The organism is Aliidiomarina quisquiliarum (assembly GCF_023922585.1).
Lineage (GTDB): Bacteria > Pseudomonadota > Gammaproteobacteria > Enterobacterales > Alteromonadaceae > Aliidiomarina > Aliidiomarina quisquiliarum.
Map to the genome: position 1 here is coordinate 14794 of NZ_JAMFTN010000051.1, position 22426 is coordinate 37219.

Here is a 22426-nt window from a genome sequence, read left to right on the forward strand (position 1 = left end):
ATGAACTTGATTGAAGAGCTGTCAGGTGATGCTGAAGTGTTATTTGGCGACGAATCTTATAACGCATCGGTTAGGGTGTCTGCGCGTATTGATCAAGTATATGATTTCCATATCTTAGTTGACGGGTTGCCTGAGTTTTTAGCGTTCAGGTTAGCAGCCGAAGACTCAAGCTTCGTTGCTAGGCTTGGTTTTGAAAGGGAAGTCGAGCTTCGAGCTTATAAGTTAAAGGGTGGTGTTCTTTGGTGTAAGCCTATAAAGGCAGAGATAGAGTTAATTACAGGGAATTCCCCCAGTATTGTCAAAGTTCATGCAAACTTGGTGAATTTTAAGTTTCAATTAAGCCAAGGCGCTGGTGAAAATTACTCAGTTCGTGATTCTCGAAGTGTTGCTCGTTATGGGTCTACTAAATTTTCTCTGCGCTCGGCTAGCATTGAAATCCGATGCACTGAACAGACCAAGTTAGCGCGGGAAAAGCTTAATCAAGATGGTGGGTTCGCTATTACTCACAACATAGTGATTAATTTTAATAACGCCAAAGGGGTGCAGATTGATGAGTTAAAACGAATCCTTTTGGATATTCATCGTGTTTTGGCATTTGCAAACGGTGCGTGGGTGGGTATCCATTTAGTTCGAGGCTTCAACAACGAAATCAATTTAAGTTACCTGTCACTTACCAACTCACTATGTACTCGGCATCAAGGCCGCTTTGGTTGGTTTGATGCACATCATGGACACGTATTGGCATCAGTTGGTCCAAAGTTAGTCGGAGCGTTTGATAACTCAAATTCAGCAGACACTTTTGATCGCGCTTTATACTGGTATATCCGTGCAAATAACTCCGCTGGAGTAGGTATTGATACGGGAATTATTTTAGCTACAACAGCATTGGAACTCTTAGCTAAATTTGTGAAACAAAAGAACACGCTAAAAATTCAGAGTACGGGAGAGCATAAACATCCTAGTTTAGGGGATAAAATCCGCGCTGCGGCGTTGCATCTCAAAATCCCCACACTGATTGGAGAGAGTACCTGTCCTGAATTCTGGGCAATAAAGACCGATGGACTGTGGTCTGACATCCCAGAAGCTATAGCCAAATATCGTAACGACTTAGTGCACCCCAAAGCGAGGATAAAATCACAGAACCAACACGCGCTTACTATTGAGATGTGGCGATTATCTGTTTGGTATCTGGAGCTCTTTATGTTGCGCTTGATTGGATATCAGAATGTCTATTCAAACAGGCTAACGGCTAAATGGCTTGGTGAGGTCGAGCATGTCCCATGGGCCGGTAGCAAATCATCCTAGCAACTAATTTGCATTCTATTGCTATCGCAAGGAAATTTAGCTAGTTTAGCTAAATTATAAAAATCAGCCGTGGCAAGTATCCAAATGAACGAGCAAGAAATCTACACACAAATCAAAAAAGCCCTGCAAGAGGCACCTCGCAAGCAATACACCGCTGAGCTGCATTTGCAAATGATCAAATACGCTGATGAGCTGAAGAACATCACAGCCAAAGAGTTTTGTGAAGGGGTAAGCCTGCGAAGCAGCTTTGGCACCGAATTTAGCAAAATGCGCAATCTGACTCAGCGCTTGAAAGCGGCCGGGCTCGATACAAACAAGCTATAACTACTCAAATTTAAACGTGCCGGGCTAATACTCGGTACTGAAAGGAAACAACCATGGCCATTAAGAAAACCGAACTCTACTCCTCCCTTTGGGCCAGCTGCGATGAGCTGCGTGGCGGTATGGATGCCAGCCAGTACAAAGACTATGTGCTGACCATGCTGTTTATTAAATACGTATCCGATAAGTATAAAAATGATCCCTACGGCATGATTGTAGTGCCGCAAGGTGCCAGTTTTGACGATATGGTTGCGCTGAAAGGCGACAAAGAAATTGGTGACAAAATCAACAAAGTCATCAGTGCGCTGGCCGAAGAAAACGACCTCAAAGGTGTCATCGACGTTGCCGATTTTAACGATGAAGACAAGCTTGGCAAAGGTAAAGAGATGGTTGACCGGCTAGGTAAGCTAATCGGCATTTTTGAAGGGCTAAACCTTGGCGATAACCGCGCCGATGGCGATGACCTACTGGGTGATGCCTACGAATACCTAATGCGCCACTTTGCTACTGAATCGGGCAAGTCCAAAGGACAGTTTTATACCCCATCGGAAGTGTCACGCATCCTTTCTAAAGTGATTGGTATTGATAGTAATACTCCGCAAGATGCCACCGTCTACGACCCCACCTGTGGTTCTGGCTCGCTGTTGCTAAAAGCCAGTGATGAAGCGCCGCGTGGTTTGAGTATTTTTGGCCAAGAGATGGATAACGCCACCAGCGCATTGGCGCGCATGAACATGATCCTGCACAACAACGCCACCGCCAAAATCTGGAAAGGCAACACCATTGCTGACCCGCAATGGAAAGAGGCAAACGGCCAACTTAAGACTTTTGATTTCGCCGTGGCCAACCCACCGTTTTCCAACAAAAACTGGACCAGCGGCATTAACCCGAACGACGACGAGTTTGGCCGTTTCAGTTGGGGCATTCCGCCGGAGAAAAACGGTGACTACGCCTTTTTACTGCACATCATTAAAAGCCTAAAAAGCACCGGTAAAGGCGCGGTTATTCTGCCTCACGGCGTATTGTTCCGTGGCAATGCCGAAGCCCGTATTCGTGAAAACCTCATCAAGCAAGGTTACATCAAAGGCATAATCGGTTTACCGGCCAACCTGTTTTACGGCACCGGCATTCCTGCCTGTATTATCGTGATTGATAAAGAGCACGCGCAGCAAAGAGCCCTCAGCGCCACTGGCGAAGCCAGTGATACAGAGAGTGGCATTTTTATGGTCGATGCCAGCAAAGGCTTTGCCAAAGACGGCAATAAAAACCGCCTGCGTGCGCAGGATATTCATAAAATCGTCGATGTTTTTACCAAGCAGCTAGAACTGCCGCGCTACTCGCGTATGGTGCCGCTCAGTGAAATCGCCGGTAACGACTACAACCTCAATATTCCGCGTTATATCGACTCCAGCGAACCGGAAGACCTGCACGATTTAAGCGCCCATCTGCAAGGCGGTATTCCAAACCGCGATATTGATGCGTTAGAACGTTACTGGCAAGTATTCCCCAGTATTCGAGCGACTTTGTTTGAACCTGCCCGTGAGGGTTATAGCAAAGCCTTGGTCAAAGCCTCCGAGGTGAAAAGCACCATCCTGAACCATAACGAGTTCAAAACCTTCGCCGCACAAAGCCTAGTGCCCTTTACAGAATGGGCGCAGCGTTCAAACCTCCACGCCATAGCGCAAGATGAACCGCCAAAACAGATTATTCATCGTATCAGCGAAGACCTGTTGCAAAGCTATGCCCAAACGCCACTGCTGAGTAAATACGATATTTACCAGATCCTGATGGACTACTGGGAAGAGGTGATGCAAGACGATGTGTATGTAGTGGTGCAAGACGGCTGGCAAGCAGGCAAAGTGCTGCGTGAGTTAGTCGTCAAAAAAGGTGAGAAGCTCAAAGAATCGCCCGATTTAGTGATTGGCAAAGCCAAATACAAAGCCGAACTGATACCACCGGCGTTGATCGTCGCGCGCTTTTTTGCCGCTGAACAAGCCAAAGTGGATAACCTGCAAAGCGCGCTGGATAGCGCCAGCCAAGAGCTTGAAACCTACCTTGAAGAAAACTCGGGCGACGAAGGCTTACTCAACGATGCGCTGAACGACAAAGACAAAGTCACCAAAGCCACAGTCACGGCACGTTTGAAACTCGCCACCGATCCCGATGAAAAAGCCGCGCTAAAACAAGCCAAAAAGCTGTTTGATCTTGAGGCCGATGCTAAAAAAGCCCTAAAAGAAGCGCAAGAAGCCCTCGATTTAGCGGTATTTAAGCAATACCCCAAACTTAGCATCGATGAGATCAAATCTCTGATTGTTGACGACAAATGGCTGGCAACACTGCAAAGCAATATCGTCGCTGAAATCGAGCGCGTCACCCAGCAACTGGCGAATCGTGTCAAAGAACTGGAAGAGCGCTACAGCGAGCCACTGCCTGCCCTTACCCAATCAGTAGAAAACTTGAGCGATAAAGTCGCAGGTCACTTAAAAGCCATGGGCTTGGAGTGGACAGTATGACAAATTTTTCGGGAAAACCTCTTTCTCCAAAAACAGGGAACGCCGCTTGCGGCGGCCCGCAGGGCGGAGGCATGGATAGCCGACGTAATGGAGTAGCTGAAGTCAGTTCGAAGTATCTGGCAGAAGCGGCTTCGAATGCAATTCCTGTTGGTTATAAACAAACGGAAGTTGGGCTTATTCCTGAGGATTGGGATGTTTTGTCAGTCGATGAATGTTCAATCAAAGTTGGTAGTGGTAAGACCCCAACTGGTGGAGCATCAGTGTATGTTGACTGTGGCCGTCCATTTATTCGTAGCCAGAATGTTGGTTGGGGTAAATTGGACCTGTCAGATGTTGCATTTATCACTGATGAAATTCATCTGACTTTTACTGGTTCCGAGATTCAAGAGCATGATGTTTTACTAAACATCACTGGAGCATCAATTGGTCGATGTGCCAAAGCTGACAAGCGAATATCTGGTGGAAATGTTAACCAGCATGTCTGCATAGTCAGAACAGACTTTACGAAGCTGATTCCTAAGTTACTGGTTGAGCTAATTAACTCATCCATCGGTCAAAATCAAATAGATAGTTATCAAGCTGGAGGGAATAGAGAAGGACTTAATTTTTCTCAAGTTCGTCAGTTACGTTTTGCGATATCCAAAAATGAAAAAGAACAAACCGCCATTGCCAATGCCCTATCCGATGTCGATGCCCTAATCATCGAGCTGGAAAAACTGATTGCAAAAAAACAGGCCATCAAAACCGCCACCATGCAACAACTCCTCACCGGCCGCACCCGCCTGCCGCAGTTCGCCCTGCGTGAAGATGGTACGAAAAAAGGTACAAAGAAAAGTGAGTTGGGCGAAGTACCTGAGGATTGGGAGGTTGTTGAGTTTTCAAGTATTGTTTGGTTTCAGGAAGGTCCTGGAGTTCGGCAGTATCAGTTTACAAGCTCTGGCATAAAACTTCTAAATGGTACGAACATTGAGAATGGATCGTTGTTACTAGAAAAAACCCAGCGATTTATTTCCGAAAAATTGGCTTATGGACAGTATTCACACTTCATGATAGATGCTGGAGATATTCTTATTGCGTGCTCTGGAGTGACAATTGCAAGGTTCGACGAGAAAGTAACAGTTGCTGGAGATGGAGATTTACCTTTGTGCTTAAACACAAGCACCATGAGATTTAAAATTCGCTCTGATAATACAGACAAGTTTTTCATTAAGAATTTTTTGAAAAGCTCATTTTTTAAAGATCAAATTGGTGGTAAAGCAACGGGGTCAGCTCAACTTAATTTTGGGCCGTATCATGTTAATCAGGTAAAAATCTCTGTACCAAACAAAAAGGAACAAACCGCCATCGCCACCATCCTCTCCGATATGGATGCAGAGATTCAGGTGCTGGAACAACGCCTTGGTAAAACCCGCCAAATCAAACAAGGCATGATGCAAGAGCTACTGACTGGTAAAACGCGGTTAATCAAGCCATCAAAGGAGGTTATTCATGAGTGAATCTGTATTTGCATACGGAAGCCGCTGGTTAAAGGCAGACTTCCACCTCCATACGCGCGCTGATAAAGAGTTTACTTATACTGGTGAAGAAAATGACTATGCTAACCAGTATGTTGCGGCGCTTACGAAGGCTGGCATTGGTCTTGGGGTTATCACCAACCACAATAAATTTGATGCAGATGAATTTAAAGCGTTACGCAAGAAAGCCAAAAAATCAGGCATTGGTTTGTTGCCGGGCATTGAGTTATCCATCAAAGATGGTCAGGCTGGTGTGCATACTTTGGTGGTATTTTCCGATGAATGGTTTAACAACAAAGAACAGACTAACCATATTCAAACGTTCCTCAGCCTGACTTTTGCGGGTATTGCGAACTTCGAAGATGAAAATGCGCGTTCGAACCATGATATTGTAGAGACAGTTCGAGAGTTAGATAAATTTCACAAAGATTACTTTCTCATTTTTGCTCATGTGGAAGCTCCAAAGGGCTTATGGAAAGAACTCGCGCCTGGTCGAATAAAAGATTTGTTTGATAATGCGACAGTACGAAGTAGAACCTTGGCATTCCAAAAAGTACGCACCCGTGACGAGCGAGCAAAAATCCAGCAGGCATTAGGTAATTTATATCCGGCTGAAGTGGAAGGTTGTGATGCCAAGAACCTTGCGGACATGTCGGCCCGTAAAGAGGCAAGCTACTTAAAGCTTGGCTCATTCAGCTTTGAGGCGGTGAAGTTTGCGTTGCGCGATAAAGCTTCCAGAGTCCGTGCAGAGTTACCTAGCTATAAGCATTCTTATATTCAAAAAATCGGCTTTGAAGGGGCTGGTACTTTAGGTGGCACGGAAATTTGTCTTTCGCCGGAGCTTAATACCCTGATCGGTATCCGTGGCAGTGGCAAATCATCTGTGTTGGAAGGGGTGCGTTACGCGCTGAATATTCCCTTTGGTGATAAATCGTCGGATGTGGAATACAAAGAGGGACTGGTAAAGCACTTACTGCGTAGTGGTGGCAAAATTACCATCGACGCCATTGACCGCCGTGGTCAGCCCTATCAAATCCGCCGCATTTTGGGTGAACGCCCCGATGTGTATGTGAATGGTCAGTTACAACCGGGCGTGTCGGTGCGTGAAACGGTATTGCATCAGCCGATTTACTTTGGCCAGAAAGACCTTTCCAGCACGGGCGCTGGCTTTGAAAAAGATTTGATTGAAAAGCTGCTTGGCGAAGCGCTGGTGCCCGTTCGACAAAAAATTGAGCAGGGCCGGCAGCGGGTGGTGGATGCGATTAATCAGATTAAGCGTCTTACCCGAGCGGCAACGCAAAAGCAAGAATGGTTGCAGAAAAAGCAAGATGCTGAATTTAAGCTCAAGTTCTATCAGCAACACGGTGTTGAAACTAAGCTACAAAAGCAAATTGATTTTGAGCGCGATGAGCGCAAAGCACAGCAAGTCATTCAAGGTGCTGAGCATTATCTTTCTGAGCTCAATAGTTTTGTCGCCAGTTTTGAAGATGAGCTAAAAAACCAGGCTTTGTATAAATCTGCCCAGAATCAGATATTTTTTGATGACTTTTTTGCGACCTACCAGCAGTTGATTACTGGCTTTGATGGCATCAAGCAAACAGTGCTCAAGGGTCACAATACGGTTGCTGTATTACAGCAGAAGCTGGCTAGCTTTGTGCAGCAAAAGCAGGCGCTAAAAGAAGAGTTTGCCGAGATTGAACGCAAACTGGCCACCGAGCTTAAGCAAGCCGGTGCACAGGCAATTAGCCCGCAAGAGTTTAAGCAGCTTAAAAGCCTATTAGACCAAGCCGATCAAATGTTAGCCGTACTCGCCAAAAGCGAGCAGCAGTATGCAGATTTGAATCAATCCCTAGAGCGTGAATTAGCGCAGCTTAATAATCTATGGTTGGAGGAGTACCGCGCCATTGAGCAGGTACTGAACAAAATCAATCGAGTTGATTCGCCCCTTAAAATTGTGCCGCAATTTAAAGCGAATAAGGCTGCCATGCTTAAGCACATTCAAGATTTGTATCGCGGGAGCCGTATTCGTGAAGCAACCTTGCAAAGTGTGGTGGATGAATACAGTGATTTCGCATCGGCCTATCGCGACGTTGAAAAACTGAAAAGTACGCTTAGCGGATCTTTTGATACCTTCTGGCAGTATTTTGAAGACAACCTAGAAGCCTTGTTAACCTGGCAAGTGCCGAATGTATTTACTATCGAGTATCACGGCAAAGCACTGGCGCACCACTCGTTGGGGCAACGGGCATCGGCGTTGATGCTGTTTGTGTTAAGTCAGCAAGAAAACGACGTGGTGATCATTGATCAGCCAGAAGATGATTTGGACAACCAAACCATCTATGACGATGTCATCAAGCTGATTAGAGAGCTTAAGCCTTCTACCCAGTTTATCTTTGCGACACACAACGCCAATATTCCGGTGCTGGGTGATGCCGAACAGGTGATTGCCTGTGAGTATCAAGATGACCATATCGCGTTAGTTAACGGTAGCATTGACTGTGCTGACGTTCAGCAACGCATTGTAAGTATTATGGAAGGTGGTGCCGAAGCCTTCGAGAAACGTAAGCAGGTATATGAAGCATGGAAACCGAAGAACTCTTAGCCATTATTGCACGTGATGAAGATAGTCGACATCAGTTTAAAGCCGATGTTAATAACGCCTCATCTTTGGGGGCTGAGATGGTCGCATTTTCCAATAGTGCCGGAGGGCTAATCCTAATTGGCGTTAAGAATGAAGATGGTTCGCGGTCTGGATTAACTAGAGATGATATAGGTCGAATCAATCAAATCGTCGCTAATGCGGCGACAAATAATGTCCGCCCCCCTATAAACCCAGTGACAGAAAATATCCTGCTACCTGATGGGTTAGTAATAGTTGTTCATATAGAACAAGGTATTAGCAAACCTTATATGGATACTCAGGGGTTTGTTTGGGTTAAAAATGGATCAGATAAACGTAGAGTAACTGCACGCGAAGAACTCCAAAGAATGTTTCAAGAAGCTGCACTGATACATGCTGATGAGACCCCTGTAGGCGGAAGTTCAGTTGCAGACATTGACCAAGAGTTTTTTGATGCATTTTTCGAGAGGGAATATGGCGAACGAGTTGAAGACCAAGACGTATCTCGCGTTCAACTGCTTGAAAACATGAATTTGGCAAAGAACGGGCAGCTTAATATCTGCGGCACTTTGCTGTTTGCTTCAAGACCCCAAATACGCCTCCCTGTTTTTATTGTAAAAGTGGTGGCTTTTCCGGGTGTTGATATCGAAGACGAGCACTATATCGACAGCCAGGATATTAACGGCAAGCTATCGGATGTATTCCAAAAGGTTCTGGGTTTTGTGTTGGCTAACATTCGCTATGTACAGAATGAACAAGGCTTCAACTCGGTAGGTGAGCCTGAAATTCCGCGAATCGTGCTTGAAGAGCTTATTGCCAATGCGCTTATTCATCGCGATTACTTTGTATCCGCGCCGATTAAGGTTTTAGTGTTTGCAGATCGAATTGAAATCGTGAGCCCCGGTCACTTGCCTAATAATTTAACAATAGAAAATATCAAAATGGGTAACTCGAATGTTAGAAACCCAATTTTGGCCTCGTTTGCTCCAAAAGTGTTGCCATATCGGGGCTTGGGGAGCGGCATAAAACGAGCGATAAAAGCGTATCCAGACATTGAGTTTGTTGACGACAGGGCTGGAAATACATTTAAAGCCATTATCAAGAGACGCATAGAATAAGGACGTTAAAATGAGTAACGTTGGTCAGCGTGAGCGCGCTACCCAAAATCGTATTGTTCAGTTTTTTCAAACAGACTTAGATTATCGCTATTTAGGCGATTGGCAGGATCGCGCTAATAATAAAAATATTGAAGTGGATATCCTCGTTAATTGGCTAAAAAAACGCGGTGTTAGCGAGGCGTTGATCAATCGTGCTATTCGCCAATTGGATACGGCAGCGGCACTGGGCGAAGGTAAAAAGCTCTATTACGCCAACAAAGAGGTTTATCGCTTGCTGCGTTACGGCGTGAAAGATAAAGAAGGCGCAGGTCACTTAAACGAAACTGTATGGCTGATTGACTGGAAAAACCCAGAAGCAAACGATTTTGCCATTGCCGAAGAAGTCTCTATCAAGGGTGAAAACAAAAAGCGCCCAGATATAGTGTTGTATGTCAATGGTATCGCGCTTGGTGTGATTGAGTTAAAACGCTCTTCGGTGTCTGTCTCCGAAGGTATTCGCCAGAGCCTCGATAACCAGAAGAAAGATTTTATCCGAAACTTCTTTACCACTATGCAATTAGTGATGGCGGGTAACGACACGCAAGGCTTGCGTTACGGCACCATTGAAACCCCGGAGAAGTATTATCTTGAATGGAAAGAAGAGATAGAGAACGGGTATAGCCATAAGATCGACTTTCACCTGAGCCGCGTATGCAATAAAGCGCGTTTTTTACAGATCATCCACGATTTTATTGTTTTCGATGCGGGTATTAAAAAGACCTGTCGCCACAATCAATTCTTTGGTATTGAAGCGGCAAAACGCCATATCGCAAGGCGAGAAGGCGGCATTATTTGGCATACGCAAGGTTCTGGCAAAAGCCTCACTATGGTATGGCTGGCCAAATGGATACGTGAGAATGTCAAAGACGCTCGTGTATTGATTGTGACCGATCGCACTGAGCTGGATGAGCAGATTGAAAAAGTGTTCACTGGTGTTGAGGAAGATATTTATCGCACCAAAAGCGGTGCCGATTTGGTGGCGACGCTCAATCAGCCCAACCCTTGGTTGGTATGCTCTTTAGTCCATAAATTTGGTCGGCAGTCTGATTCGGAAAACGATACCGCGACGGATGAGTTTATTGCCGAGTTAAAGAAATCCCGACCATCGGACTTTAAAGCCAAAGGCGACCTATTCGTATTTGTTGATGAATGCCACCGTACTCAATCGGGCAAGTTGCACGAAGCGATGAAGGCCATCCTGCGAGAAGCCATGTTTGTCGGCTTCACCGGCACCCCCTTGATGAAGAAAGACAAGAAAAAATCGGTTGAGGTATTTGGCCCTTACATTCATACCTATAAATTTGATGAAGCCGTGGCCGATGGTGTTGTGCTCGATTTACGCTACGAAGCACGAGACATTGACCAAAACGTCACGTCGCAGAAAAAGGTCGATGAATGGTTTGAAGCCAAAACTCGCGGTTTATCTCGCTTGGCTAAAACTCAGTTGAAACAGAAATGGGGCACCATGCAAAAGGTGCTGTCCAGTAAATCGCGTTTGCAGCAGATTGTGAATGATATCTTGCTGGATATGGACACTAAGCCACGCCTGATGGATGGCTACGGCAATGCCATGTTGGTCTGCTCTAGTGTCTATCAAGCTTGTAAAGCTTATGAAATGTTCAGCCAAACAGATTTAGCCGGTAAGGTGGCTATTGTCACCAGTTTTCAGCCGACTGCTGCGAGCATTAAAGGGGAAGAAACCGGTGAGGGTTTAACGGAAAAGCTCTTTAAGTACGATATTTACCGCAAGATGCTTGCGGATTACTTCGAGCAACCGGAAGACAAGGCCGCTAACCGAGTTGAAGAGTTTGAAAAAGAAGTTAAAAAGCAATTTATTGATGAGCCAGGACAAATGCGCTTACTGATCGTGGTCGATAAGTTGCTGACTGGCTTCGACGCCCCTTCGGCTACCTATTTGTATATCGACAAACAGATGGCTGATCACAACCTGTTTCAGGCCATTTGCCGCGTGAACCGCTTGGATGGCGATGATAAAGAATACGGTTACATCATTGATTACAAAGATCTGTTCCGCTCGTTGGATAAAGCGATTTCTGATTATACTCAAGGCGCATTTGATGGTTATGACAAGGAAGACGTTGCAGGGCTGCTGAAAGATCGTTTAGAGCAAGCCAAGCTCGATTTGGATAATGCGCTGGAAATGGTGCGCGCCTTGTGTGAGCCGGTAAAAGCGCCACGCAACACGGAAGACTACATTTATTATTTTTGTGGTAAGTCAGGTCTGAACCAAGACGAGCTCACCGAGAAAGAAGCACTGCGTTTAACGCTTTATCAGAACGTTGCCAAACTGCTGCGTGCGTTCGCCAATATCGCCAATGAAATGCCTGATGTAGGCTATTCTGCGCAAGATGTAGACTTGATAAGAGCAGAAGTTGCTCATTTTGAAAAAGTCCGTGACGAAGTAAAACTGGCCAGTGGCGATTTGGTAGAAATGAAACGCTTTGAGCCTGCCATGCGCCATTTGTTAGATATGTATATTCGTGCGGATGACAGCGAAGTACTGATGGATTTTGAAGAGCTAGGGCTAATTGAGCTCATTGTCGAAAAAGGTGCTGATGCCATAGAGGCTTTGCCTGAAAGTATTCGTAAGAATCAGGAAGCCATGGCCGAAACCATCGAAAATAACGTGCGTAAAACCATCGTTGATGAAAACCCGGTTAACCCTAAGTATTACGAGCAAATGTCGGTGTTATTGGATGAGCTGATCGAGCTTCGTCGCCAAAAAGCGATTGAATATCAAGAGTATCTGGAAAAAATCCGCGAGCTATCTCGTAAGGTTATACGTCCGGAGCAGACAGCGGCTAACTATCCGCCATCGATGGACTCTAATCCAAAACGCGCGTTTTACGATAATTTTGGTCAAGATGAAGTGCTGGCTACCAAAATAGATAGTGCCATTCGTTATACCAAAAAAGCGGATTGGGTGGGAGATCGATTTAAGGAGCGAGAAATTGCCAATGCGGTGCGAGAAGAAACGACGGGGTATGATGTGGATATTCAAAGCGTGATGGAACTGGCTAAAGCACAAAAAGAGTACCATTGATGCCTAAGGTAGAAATTGGTTCTATTGCGATGCAGTTAAATCGTAAGGCAATTAAAAACCTTCATATCAGCGTGTTGCCACCTGATGGGCGTGTGCGTGTTTCTGCTCCTGAATCTATGACAGAAACCGCAATCCGTATGGCAGTGATCAGCCGCATTCCTTGGATCAAGAAACAGCAGAGTGATTTTGCCAAACAACCTCGCCAATCTGATCGAGAAATGGTTAGCGGTGAATCTCATTACCTGTGGGGCAGGCGTTATCGTCTGAATCTTATTGAGCGTTCCGGAAAGCATGAAATCAAGCTAGGTCGTGGTCGATTGCATTTATATGTCAATCCCGCAACAACGCTTGAGAACAAGGCACTGGTACTGAACTCATATTATCGAGATGCACTTAAAGCGCGAATCGCTGAGTTATTGTCTGTTTGGGAAGATAAGATCGGCGTTAAAGCTGCCGATTGGGGAATTAAAAAGATGAAAACCAAGTGGGGCAGCTGCAACACGCAGGCCAAGCGTATTTGGCTGAATTTAGAACTTGCTAAAAAGCCACCGGAGTGTTTGGAGTACATCCTAGTGCATGAATTGGTGCACTTGCTTGAGCGTAATCACAATGAACGCTTCAAGGGGTATATGGACAAGCTACTTCCCGATTGGCGAGAGCGCCGTGATTTGTTGAATCGGATGCCCTTGGCGCACAACGATTGGGTGTACTAGGAAAATTATGCAGAGTTTGCATGGTTAGCCTGATTATGTATGTGGCGCGTAATTTGAGATAAACTTGATAGTAAAAGCGGGAAATGGATTTCATTTCTCCGATATTTTGCTCAGGTGCTGTCGCTAAAAGTGTCAAGATTCTATCTTTACGCTTGGCGGCCAATACTCCCGCAGTACCTGCCCATAAAATAGCCAATATTGGGATCAACTTAACAGTTTTGGCTTTGTTTATTATAAAAGCCAGCATTTTCAATTAGTTGAGTGGTTTGCTCCCTTGTTTATGTGAACTACCGTTTTAGTAAACCTTTAAAAACAACCCAACCCATGATCTAGATCAATAAAACGGTAACTCATAAGCCAAAGCCCTTGTAATCAAGGGCTTTGTTGTTAACGTCGAGTATCACTAATAACCTCTGTTTCTCGCCTTAAAGCTTAAGCTCGAATGACTATAATTATAGTTATTTCATTACCGTTAAATGCCACTATAATAATGAGTTAGATAATACTTTACCTTTGGGTAATGTAATAGGCGTATACTTAGGCGTTATTACGCTCTTAATAATGGGTGTCTATGAAGCGTTACTTATTGATTTTATTAATTTTTTTAATTGGTTCGGCGGCAGTTTTTGTCAGCTCTTGCTCACCACGGCAAGAACCATTTCATATTGGCAGCGGGCCATATTTAGGTTACCAACCCTTTTTTCTTTCCGATGAACTTTTTCTTTGTAAAAACTGCCCTCCACCAGGTAAGTTCATTGATGGCAGCCCTTACCAAATTAGCCTATTACCCTCGACCTTGTCGGCTATTCGATTATTTCAAGCTGGCGAATTAGACGGTGTTATTCTTACTTTAGACGCAGCAGTGGCGTTTCAGCAGCAAACCACAGTAGACGTTTGTATTGCTGAAGTAATGAGCCATTCAAAAAATGCCGACGCTCTTATTGTCGGCGCCAACTTTGACCCCACCCAACCCATTGTGGTTGGCTATGAACAAACCCCTTTCGGGGCTTATTTGTTGTCGCAAGCGGTGGAAGCTTTAGGTTGGCGGCCAGAATTAATTGAAGTGCGTTATGTAACCCCTAAGGCGCAAGTGGCGGCTCTTATGAATCAGGAAATTAACGCACTTATTACCTACGAACCCTATATAACGGAATTATTAGCATTAAATAACCAAGTAGCATTTAGCAGCAAACAAATGCCAGTAAAAATTTTAGACGTGCTGATCGTTACTCGTGCTGCCTATGAAAAACAAACACCGCTGGTTAAATGGATAACTACTGACTTTTGGGAAGCGGGAGTGCAGGCACTAAAAGCGGGCGAGCCAGAAACAATGGCGCTACTTCAAGAGCGCAGCGGCATATCTAGCCTAGACTTAGAGCAAGCACTTGCAAAGATAAGTTTTTTTGATCGCAGTAACCGAGCTGAAGTAAGTGCAGCCGAATTAAGTGAATTAGTGGCATATTTTACTGAAAGAAAAGGCATTACCGTGAATGGGCGGGCATTACAACGTTGCGACGCTACGCTAGGTGGCGCCCAATGAAAACGACAACAAACAAAATAAAACGCCGGCTAATGAGCCTACGCAGTCAATTTCTTGTTCTTATGTTGCTGCTAGGTGCTAGTAGTGTTGCCTTGTCTATTTATGCATTTACCCAAGAGCAGGTGCGCCATTCCCATGAACATATTGAGCGGGAAATAAAGTCGTTAATGACTTTATCGCAAGGGGCGTTGCAGCGGTCGTTACGCTACCAAGCATTGTCGGCCTTCGATGAAATAATGTCCGAGCTTGAAGCGCACCGGCGTATACGTGCGGTTGGTATATTTAACACCGCAGGCGAAGAGGTGTTTAGCTTTGGTGCGAATGGCAATATGCAGCCACTGTTACAGCAATTTCCACATATAAACATGAAAACCTTTTTGCGTACGCACAGTGAATTGCAGCTGAACCTAGAGCACAATAAAAGTTCGAATAGTTACTTTGCTTATATTCCCATTGCGTCGGTGCCCGATGCGTTTCAAGAAACCCATTACGACATATTAGTACTTGAATATTTAGTGCCTATTACGTGGTACGACGCTTTTTTAATACAGCTGCCTTACTTGCTTACTTGGATTGGCATATTTTTAACCGCACTAACCTTGTTGCTGCTGTATTTAAACTACAAGGTAGCTCGGCCGGCGCGGTCAATTGTGGATAATATTGCAGCCGTTGAACGGGGTGATGTAGGGGCATTAAAGCCGGTTTATGGTGCCGACGAGCTGGTGCAAATTGATCAAGCATTTGCTGCTATGGTGGCAGAGCGGGCTAAAAATGAAGCGCAATTAATTAAGCTTTCAACAGCAGTAGAACAAAGCCACGAGGGCGTGGTGATTACCGATCGGTCAGGTAATATTGAATATGTTAACCAAGCCTTGGTGGATAATACCGGCTATAGCCGAGAAGAGCTGCTAGGTAGCAACCCACGCATGCTAAGTTCGGGCAAAACACCACGGGCCACCTTCATTGCTTTGTGGAACCATATAACCAGTGGTAAGGCATGGACCGGCGAGCTCCATAACCGGCGTCGCGATGGTACCGAGTTTATTGAATTACAAACCATAAGCCCGCTAAAAAATGCACAAGGGGACATTACGCACTATGTGGGTGTGCGCCAAGACATTACTGAACAAAAGTCGATTCAAGAGCGGTTGAACTTTTTAGCCTACTTCGATGTGCTAACCCATTTACCAAACCGTGTGAGCGTACTAGAGCAACTTCAAGCTCAAGGCGAACAAAGTATTGCCCATGGCACCATTGGGGCGTTTTTACTTATTAATGTCGATCGGTTGAAAGTAATTAACGACGGCCGTGGCTTTGAATTTGGTAACCAAGTAATTGTAGCCTTAAGTAAGCGGTTACTTAACTTAAAAGACAAAGGCATGCTACTTGGCCACTTAGGTGCCGACACCTTTTGTATTATTTTACCGGCGCGCTTATCGGACCCAGCACAAGCCCGCACTTTGGCAGAAGAGTTTGCTACTTTTTTAGTAAAAAAATGTGCCGAACCGTTCCAGATCGAAGATGAAGAAATGTCGTTAACCATTAGCATAGGCATTCGCTTAATCGACGAAGGTGAAAGCGCTGAAGGCTGTATTCGAAGTGCGGAAACAGCGGTTCATAACGCCAAGGAAAAAGGCGGTAATCAGTGGTTTTTTTATCGCAGCGTTGACGGCAAACATGCAGAATTTGTATTTAGTATTGAAGGTGAATTACGCGAAGCAATTAAGTCGCACCAATTACGTTGTTTTTTACAGGCGCAAGTAAACGAGCAGGGCAAATTAACTGGGGCCGAATCTTTAGTGCGCTGGCACCACCCAGAGCGCGGCATGGTGTCGCCAGGCGACTTTATTACGGTAGCAGAACTTTCCGACTTAATTGTAGACATAGACCGTTGGATGCTAGCGCGAGCGTTGCAAATATTAGCACAATGGCAATACGACAAACGCAATTTAACTATGGCTGTAAACATTAGCCCACGGCATTTACGCCGGCCTGAGTTTGTTCAAGAAGTACTTGCTTTAGTGGAGCAAGCAGGGGCCAGCACGGAAGGGTTGGTACTAGAGGTAACCGAAGGCCTATTGGTTGAAGATATGGTTGGTAGCATTGAAAAAATGAAAACATTAAAAAGTCATGGGGTGCAATTTGCTATTGATGACTTTGGTACTGGCTATTCGTCATTATCGTATATTCGGGAATTACCTGTCGATGAAATAAAAATAGATCAAAGCTTTACCCGTGGCTTGCCAAACAGCCCTGTAGACGTGGCCATGGTGAGTAGTATTATTTCTGTGTCGCAAAATTTAGGCTTGCGGGTGCTTGCCGAAGGCATTGAAACTGAAGAGCAAGCTGATTTTTGCCGCAAGAACCGCATGTGGGGGCAGGGCTATTATTATGACCGCCCCGTAGACGAGGCGGCCTGGCAAAAAAAATGGCTTAAATAAATCCGTACTTGCGGGCGATAGTGTCGAAATACTCAAGGGAGTGCTTCGCATAGGCGCGCTTTTTAATATAGTTGCCGGGGAAAAAGTTCTTCTTAAAGCCATAAGCTACCATGTCTTTTAGGCGTTTAAGGGGAATAGGGAAGTTATCTAACGCCAGCTTATATTCGTCGCTTAACGTAGTACTCGACACCAGCCGATTGTCGGTACAAATAACCGTTACAATGCGGTTGTCGAGCATGTGGCGGAAGTTATGGTTCTTTATATCGCCAATAGTGGGGTTGGTTTGCAAGTTACTGGTTAAGCAAACTTCAATGGCAATACGGCGGTCAGCAATAAAGGAAGCTAAGTGGGTGCTGTAAGCTTCTTTGTCGGTTATGGCTGGGTCTTCAATCAGTTCTGGTGAAAATAATGAATAGCCATGGCCAAGCCGGTCGGCATAACACAGGGTAAGTGCTTCAAATATACTTTCTGCACCGTAAGCTTCGCCCGCATGCACGGTTTTCAATAAAAAATTCTGGTGGGCATATTCATACACTTCTTTGAAGCGGTGGGCTGGGTAACCATTTTCTTGCCCGGCAATGTCTAAACCAACAATAGGCAAGTTGTCTTCGTCGCGCATACGTACGCTGGCGCGAATCATTTCCATGGCGGCGGCTTTAATAACAGAAATTTCGTCGTGGTCGCTTAGTAAAGAAAACAACTGGGTGTAGTAAGGCGAAAAGCCTTTTTTGCCAAACATACGCATAGCACAGTTTATAATACCGTATTCAAAAGGAGGCTTTAGCCCAGGGCTTAAGCCCACGTCGCTGCGGCGGTTGTATGCTTGCTTGGCCCGTAATAAGCCATTGTTTACTGCGTGCATAACGTCGTCGAAACCTACGCCGTTGGCGGGGTCCATTAACAATTGTGGGGCAAAGCGCACCTCAATGTAGTTTACCCCCTCGGCTAAATTGTCTTCGGCCAACTCAAAGGCGGCGCGTTCTAGGTTCACTAAGTCGCGCAATACCGCACAGGTATACTGAAAACCATTTAAGTACTCACCTAAATTGGCATAGGTAGGTTTAAACACCTGTTCTTTTAACCCTTCAACCGTGTCGGCAGGAAGCTTAACATTCACTCGCTTGGCCATGTCGATCAAGCTTTCCATGCGTAAGCTTCCGTCGAGATGTAAATGCAGGTCGGCCTTGGGCATTTCACGAATAAAGTCGAGTGAATATGTGGTTGGTGCCAAACGAGAAGAAGATGCTAACGCCATGAAGTGCTCCTGTGGTTAATATAACTCCGCATTATATCGCAAATTTACCGCCGTTGCGCTGTAAACGAATTGCGCACAACTTCACCCTTAGGTAAGGTTCAGCACCAAATTATAATTTTTTGCCCTTGGTTAGAAATGGAATCTAAAGCTTATGGCATCCTTATATTTTACTTACTCGGCCATGAATGCGGGTAAAAGTACGTCGTTGTTGCAAGTGGCCCATAACTACGAAGAGCGTAACCAACATGTACTACTACTTACCCCCGCCCTTGATAACCGCGCAGGTGTAGGCAGGGTTCACTCTCGCTTAGGCATTGAACGCGAAGCGCTAGCCTTTTTGCCTAGCGAAAATTTATTTGCCCTTATAGCCGCTGCCCATAAAACCCAAGCGCTCGACTGTGTGTTGCTCGACGAAGCCCAATTTTTGTCTGCGGCGCAGGTGTGGGAGCTTACCAAAGTTGCTGATCAGCTAAATATACCAGTAATGTGCTACGGCTTACGTACCGACGCCTTTGGCCAGGCTTTTGCGGGCAGCGCGGTGTTATTAGCGGTAGCCGATAAAATATCGGAAATGAAAACAATTTGTCATTGTGGCCGCAAAGCCACCATGAGCTTGCGCGTTGACCAGCATGGAAATGCGGTTAAAGCGGGGGAACAAATCGCCATTGGCGGGAACGAACGTTATATCTCGTGCTGTCGGAAGCACTGGGCAGAAGCATTAGCCGATGTAGGCGAGCAGCCTGCAGACTTGGAGTAATAAATGTATGAAAAAATGGATCTTAAGCATCCTTGGTTTAGTTGTTGTGGCGGCCTTAGCCACGTGGTGGCTATTGCCAAAAACCGATAAAAATGAAGGTCAGCAACCAACTGCAAAAGTAGAGGTGCGTACCATTGAACAAATTGTTACCGCTACCGGTAGCATAGAGCCCCGCGACTACGTAGACGTAGGTGCACAGGTTTCTGGGCAGCTAGAAGTGCTGCATGTAAATGTAGGCGACACGGTTGAAGCAGGGCAGTTGCTAGCAGAAATTGACGCTACGGTTTTAGCCGCCCGGCTAGACGGTGTGCGCGCGCAACTAAAATATCAACAGGCACAGCTGGCCGAGCGGATAGCGTTGCACCAACAAGCGCAGCTTAATTTGCGTCGCCAGCAGCGTTTACGTGAAGACCGCGCCACCTCAGAAGAGGCTCTTGAAGCCGCCGAAGCACAAGCAAAAGCAGAAGCAGCCCGAGTAGACGGCATTAAAGCGCAAATTGAACAAACCCAGTCGTCGTTACGGGCCGACGAAGCGAACTTAAACTACACCCGTATTTTTGCCCCCATGAGCGGCACTATTGTGAATATGGTGGCACGCCAAGGGCAAACCTTAAACGCGGCACAAACCACACCAACTATTTTAACTATTGCTAATTTAGCGGTTATGCGGGTGCAGGCACAGGTTTCAGAAGCCGACATTAGCCGCCTAAAGCCAGGCACAGAAGTGTACTTTACTACCTTAGGTAGCCGCGGCGAGCGTTGGCACAGTAAGCTCGACCTAATTGAACCAACCCCTAAAGTTGAAAACAACGTGGTGTTATATAACGCTTTGTTTGACGTGGAAAACGCCAGTGGCCGCTTATTACCTAAAATGACCACACAAGTATTTTTTGTGGTGAATAAAGCCGAGCAAGTGCTTTCTGTACCGGCCGCTGCCATTAGCCCACGCGGGCCGAACCGTGCCGAAGTACAAGTGCGGCGCAATGGTATGGTAGAAAAAGTTATAGTTGAAGTAGGCTTGTCTGACCGGGTGCATGTGGAAGTTAAGTCGGGCTTAGTCGAAGGCGATGTGGTGTTACTTGGTGGCGGAGCTAACCAACCAGCCCGACCAAACGGTGCCCCTAGCGGCATGCGTCGTGGATAAGGGACAACCATGAAAGAGTCACAGCAGCCATTAATTCGGTTACGCGGTGTAACCCGAAGCTTTCAAACCGGCACGGTGCTTACGCAAGTGTTGCATGGTATCGACATTGACGTTTATCCCGGTGAATTTGTTGCCATTATTGGTAGCTCGGGCTCGGGTAAGTCAACCCTAATGAATATTTTAGGCTGTTTAGACCAAGCCAGCTCAGGCGACTATTGGTTTCGGGGCGAAAAAGTGGCCGACATGGCGGCCAACAAGCTGGCGCAATTACGCCGCGAGTCGTTTGGCTTTGTGTTTCAACAGTACAACTTACTTTCGGGCGTAACGGCCCAAGCCAATGCTGAACTGCCCGCCAATTACACCCGCGCCTCACGGGCCGAACAGCAAGAGCGTGCCACAGGCTTACTTACTCGGCTTGGGTTAGCGGACAGAACCCACCATAAACCCAGCGAGCTTTCAGGTGGGCAGCAACAGCGGGTGTCTATTGCCCGGGCGTTAATGAATGGCGGCGACGTTATTCTTGCCGACGAGCCCACCGGGGCGCTTGACAGTGCTAGCTCGGCGGAAGTTATGGCACTGTTGAAACAGCTGTCGGAAGAAGGCCACACCATTATTTTAATTACCCACGAAGCAGAAGTGGCTGCACACGCCGACCGCGTTATAGAATTAAAAGACGGCCACATACTGTCTGACAAAATGGCCGAACATGCCAAACCGGAACAGCGCCAAGCCAAGCCTTCGTTAGTTCACAAAGCACCTTCGTGGGGCCAAAGTACCTGGCGCTCGTTAGTAACGGCCTTAAATTCATTGCGCACCAACATATTCCGTACCGCACTAACTTTGTTAGGCATTGTTATTGGCGTGGCGGCAGTTATTTCTATGCTTGCCATTGGCCAAGGGGCACAGCAAGAAGTAGTAGATCGTATTAGCGCTATGGGCTCGAACCTGTTGTCGGTATACCCGGGGGCGCCGAATATGCGCGGCCGCTGGCAAGTAGCCACGCTTATGCCAGAAGACGTAGACGCCATCAATACCTTGCCCAATATTTTAGCTGCGGTGCCTGAACTAACCGGTAGCCGCACCTTGCGCCGAGAAGGGTTCGACAAAGAAGCCCAAGTAAATGCCACCTACGCCGACTTTACCAAAGCGCGGCAATGGGGCTTAACCCAAGGCAGCTTTTTTACTAAAGAAGACGAAGAGCTATATGCCACGGTGGCGGTTATTGGTGAAACAGTACGTAAGCAGTTGTTTCCTGACAGAAACCCACTGGGTGAAGTTATGCTTATTCATAATGTGCTGTTTCGGGTTATTGGTGTAATGGAGGAGCGCGGTGCCACGCCGTGGGGGCAAGACCAAGATGACGTGGTGTTTGTGCCCTATAGCACCGGTAGCCTGCGCCTGTTTGGTCAACGCCATTTACGCAATGTTACCGTGGCGGCGCTAACTTCCGACGCCCAGCTAATGAAACAAGTACAAGACGACGTGCACGCTTTGTTGTTAGAGCGCCATGGCGTTGAAGACTTTATGATTCGAAATATGGCGTCAATTATTGAAACCGCCACCGAAACCCAAAACACCATGACAGTGCTACTTGGCGTTATTGCCGTTATTTCATTGGTAGTGGGCGGTATTGGTGTAATGAATATTATGCTGGTAAGCGTAACCGAGCGTACCCGTGAAATAGGCATACGCATGGCCGTTGGTGCTAAGCCGAGCCTTATTCAGCAGCAGTTTTTAATTGAAGCAGTTACGGTTTCGCTGATTGGTGGCGCCTTGGGGGTTGCTATTGGCCTAGGTGTTACCTGGGTGCTGGCAAGTTTAGGTACCGCGGTGGTGTATTCAACGGCACCGGTGGTGTTAGCCTTTGGTTGTGCGTTCATTATTGGCTTGGTGTTTGGTTATGTACCGGCCCGAAAAGCAGCCCAGTTAGATCCAGTACAAGCACTTATGAATGAGTAATATTGCAACAGCAGGTAAATGAACTAGGGCCGCTAAGTGTGTTGTACAAGTAATGAGCATAAATTCGCGATATAATAAGCAAGTTATTTGATTTCAACCATTTGGGCTGATGTACTACTTACG

The 22426-nt window shown here is 46.2% G+C and carries 14 protein-coding genes; 13 read left to right on the forward strand and 1 reads right to left on the reverse strand.

Features of this window, described 5'->3' with window-relative positions; all coding sequences use genetic code 11:
* From M1L23_RS13455 to M1L23_RS13500, 10 genes are all read left to right on the forward strand, one after another.
* On the forward strand, window positions 1-1305 hold the full coding sequence (locus M1L23_RS13455; RefSeq protein WP_252627955.1) for a YopA family protein: 1305 nt from the start codon (window positions 1-3) through the stop codon (window positions 1303-1305).
* An 84-nt stretch (window positions 1306-1389) separates the two neighbouring features.
* Window positions 1390-1629: an HTH-like domain-containing protein gene (locus tag M1L23_RS13460; RefSeq protein WP_252627956.1), complete on the forward strand. Its 240-nt coding sequence runs from the start codon at window positions 1390-1392 to the stop codon at window positions 1627-1629.
* A 53-nt stretch (window positions 1630-1682) separates the two neighbouring features.
* The gene (locus tag M1L23_RS13465; protein ID WP_252627957.1) at window positions 1683-4139 is read left to right on the forward strand and encodes a type I restriction-modification system subunit M; all 2457 of its coding nucleotides are present in this window, start codon (window positions 1683-1685) and stop codon (window positions 4137-4139) included.
* Window positions 4136-5635: a restriction endonuclease subunit S gene (locus tag M1L23_RS13470; protein WP_252627958.1), complete on the forward strand. Its 1500-nt coding sequence runs from the start codon at window positions 4136-4138 to the stop codon at window positions 5633-5635. The genes M1L23_RS13465 and M1L23_RS13470 overlap by 4 nt, the downstream gene beginning before the upstream one ends.
* Complete coding sequence (locus M1L23_RS13475; RefSeq protein ID WP_252627959.1) at window positions 5628-8255, forward strand: TrlF family AAA-like ATPase; 2628 nt, start codon at window positions 5628-5630, stop codon at window positions 8253-8255. The genes M1L23_RS13470 and M1L23_RS13475 overlap by 8 nt, the downstream gene beginning before the upstream one ends.
* Entirely contained in the window at window positions 8234-9391 is a 1158-nt protein-coding gene (locus M1L23_RS13480) for an RNA-binding domain-containing protein (RefSeq protein WP_252627960.1), read from the forward strand. The genes M1L23_RS13475 and M1L23_RS13480 overlap by 22 nt, the downstream gene beginning before the upstream one ends.
* Window positions 9392-9401: 10 nt before the next feature.
* Window positions 9402-12494: a type I restriction endonuclease subunit R gene (locus M1L23_RS13485; protein ID WP_252627961.1), complete on the forward strand. Its 3093-nt coding sequence runs from the start codon at window positions 9402-9404 to the stop codon at window positions 12492-12494.
* Complete coding sequence (locus tag M1L23_RS13490; protein WP_252627962.1) at window positions 12494-13207, forward strand: M48 family metallopeptidase; 714 nt, start codon at window positions 12494-12496, stop codon at window positions 13205-13207. The genes M1L23_RS13485 and M1L23_RS13490 overlap by 1 nt, the downstream gene beginning before the upstream one ends.
* Before the next feature lie 571 nt (window positions 13208-13778).
* Window positions 13779-14747 carry an ABC transporter substrate-binding protein gene (locus M1L23_RS13495; RefSeq protein ID WP_252627963.1) on the forward strand — a complete coding sequence of 323 codons (969 nt, stop codon included), beginning with the start codon at window positions 13779-13781 and terminating at the stop codon, window positions 14745-14747.
* On the forward strand, window positions 14744-17188 hold the full coding sequence (locus tag M1L23_RS13500; RefSeq protein WP_252627964.1) for a putative bifunctional diguanylate cyclase/phosphodiesterase: 2445 nt from the start codon (window positions 14744-14746) through the stop codon (window positions 17186-17188). Before M1L23_RS13495 ends, M1L23_RS13500 begins: the two co-directional genes overlap by 4 nt.
* Here the strand turns inward: M1L23_RS13500 and M1L23_RS13505 are convergent.
* Window positions 17181-18443 carry an adenosine deaminase family protein gene (locus tag M1L23_RS13505; RefSeq protein ID WP_252627965.1) on the reverse strand — a complete coding sequence of 421 codons (1263 nt, stop codon included), beginning with the start codon at window positions 18441-18443 and terminating at the stop codon, window positions 17181-17183. The genes M1L23_RS13500 and M1L23_RS13505 overlap by 8 nt on opposite strands.
* 151 nt (window positions 18444-18594) lie before the next feature.
* Here M1L23_RS13505 and M1L23_RS13510 point away from each other — a divergent pair, with 151 nt between their 5' ends.
* From M1L23_RS13510 to M1L23_RS13520, 3 genes are read left to right on the forward strand one after another with little or no spacing between them, the layout of a single operon-like run.
* Window positions 18595-19200: a thymidine kinase gene (locus tag M1L23_RS13510; RefSeq protein WP_252627966.1), complete on the forward strand. Its 606-nt coding sequence runs from the start codon at window positions 18595-18597 to the stop codon at window positions 19198-19200.
* A 7-nt stretch (window positions 19201-19207) separates the two neighbouring features.
* Window positions 19208-20344, forward strand: coding sequence for an efflux RND transporter periplasmic adaptor subunit (locus tag M1L23_RS13515; protein WP_252627967.1), 1137 nt, complete (start codon window positions 19208-19210; stop codon window positions 20342-20344).
* Window positions 20345-20353: 9 nt separating this feature from the next.
* Window positions 20354-22303: a MacB family efflux pump subunit gene (locus M1L23_RS13520; protein ID WP_252627968.1), complete on the forward strand. Its 1950-nt coding sequence runs from the start codon at window positions 20354-20356 to the stop codon at window positions 22301-22303.
* The last annotated feature ends 123 nt before the right edge of the window (window positions 22304-22426 follow it).

Excerpts from the sequence above, each read along its gene's own strand:
- M1L23_RS13455 (WP_252627955.1), top strand. The coding sequence starts at position 1 with ATGAACTTGATTGAAGAGCTGTCAGGTGATGCTGAAGTGTTATTTGGC.
- M1L23_RS13460 (WP_252627956.1), top strand. The coding sequence starts at position 1,390 with ATGAACGAGCAAGAAATCTACACACAAATCAAAAAAGCCCTGCAAGAG.
- M1L23_RS13465 (WP_252627957.1), top strand. The coding sequence starts at position 1,683 with ATGGCCATTAAGAAAACCGAACTCTACTCCTCCCTTTGGGCCAGCTGC.
- M1L23_RS13470 (WP_252627958.1), top strand. The coding sequence starts at position 4,136 with ATGACAAATTTTTCGGGAAAACCTCTTTCTCCAAAAACAGGGAACGCC.
- M1L23_RS13475 (WP_252627959.1), top strand. The coding sequence starts at position 5,628 with ATGAGTGAATCTGTATTTGCATACGGAAGCCGCTGGTTAAAGGCAGAC.
- M1L23_RS13480 (WP_252627960.1), top strand. The coding sequence starts at position 8,234 with ATGGAAACCGAAGAACTCTTAGCCATTATTGCACGTGATGAAGATAGT.
- M1L23_RS13485 (WP_252627961.1), top strand. The coding sequence starts at position 9,402 with ATGAGTAACGTTGGTCAGCGTGAGCGCGCTACCCAAAATCGTATTGTT.
- M1L23_RS13490 (WP_252627962.1), top strand. The coding sequence starts at position 12,494 with ATGCCTAAGGTAGAAATTGGTTCTATTGCGATGCAGTTAAATCGTAAG.
- M1L23_RS13495 (WP_252627963.1), top strand. The coding sequence starts at position 13,779 with ATGAAGCGTTACTTATTGATTTTATTAATTTTTTTAATTGGTTCGGCG.
- M1L23_RS13500 (WP_252627964.1), top strand. The coding sequence starts at position 14,744 with ATGAAAACGACAACAAACAAAATAAAACGCCGGCTAATGAGCCTACGC.
- M1L23_RS13505 (WP_252627965.1), bottom strand. The coding sequence starts at position 18,443 with ATGGCGTTAGCATCTTCTTCTCGTTTGGCACCAACCACATATTCACTC.
- M1L23_RS13510 (WP_252627966.1), top strand. The coding sequence starts at position 18,595 with ATGGCATCCTTATATTTTACTTACTCGGCCATGAATGCGGGTAAAAGT.
- M1L23_RS13515 (WP_252627967.1), top strand. The coding sequence starts at position 19,208 with ATGAAAAAATGGATCTTAAGCATCCTTGGTTTAGTTGTTGTGGCGGCC.
- M1L23_RS13520 (WP_252627968.1), top strand. The coding sequence starts at position 20,354 with ATGAAAGAGTCACAGCAGCCATTAATTCGGTTACGCGGTGTAACCCGA.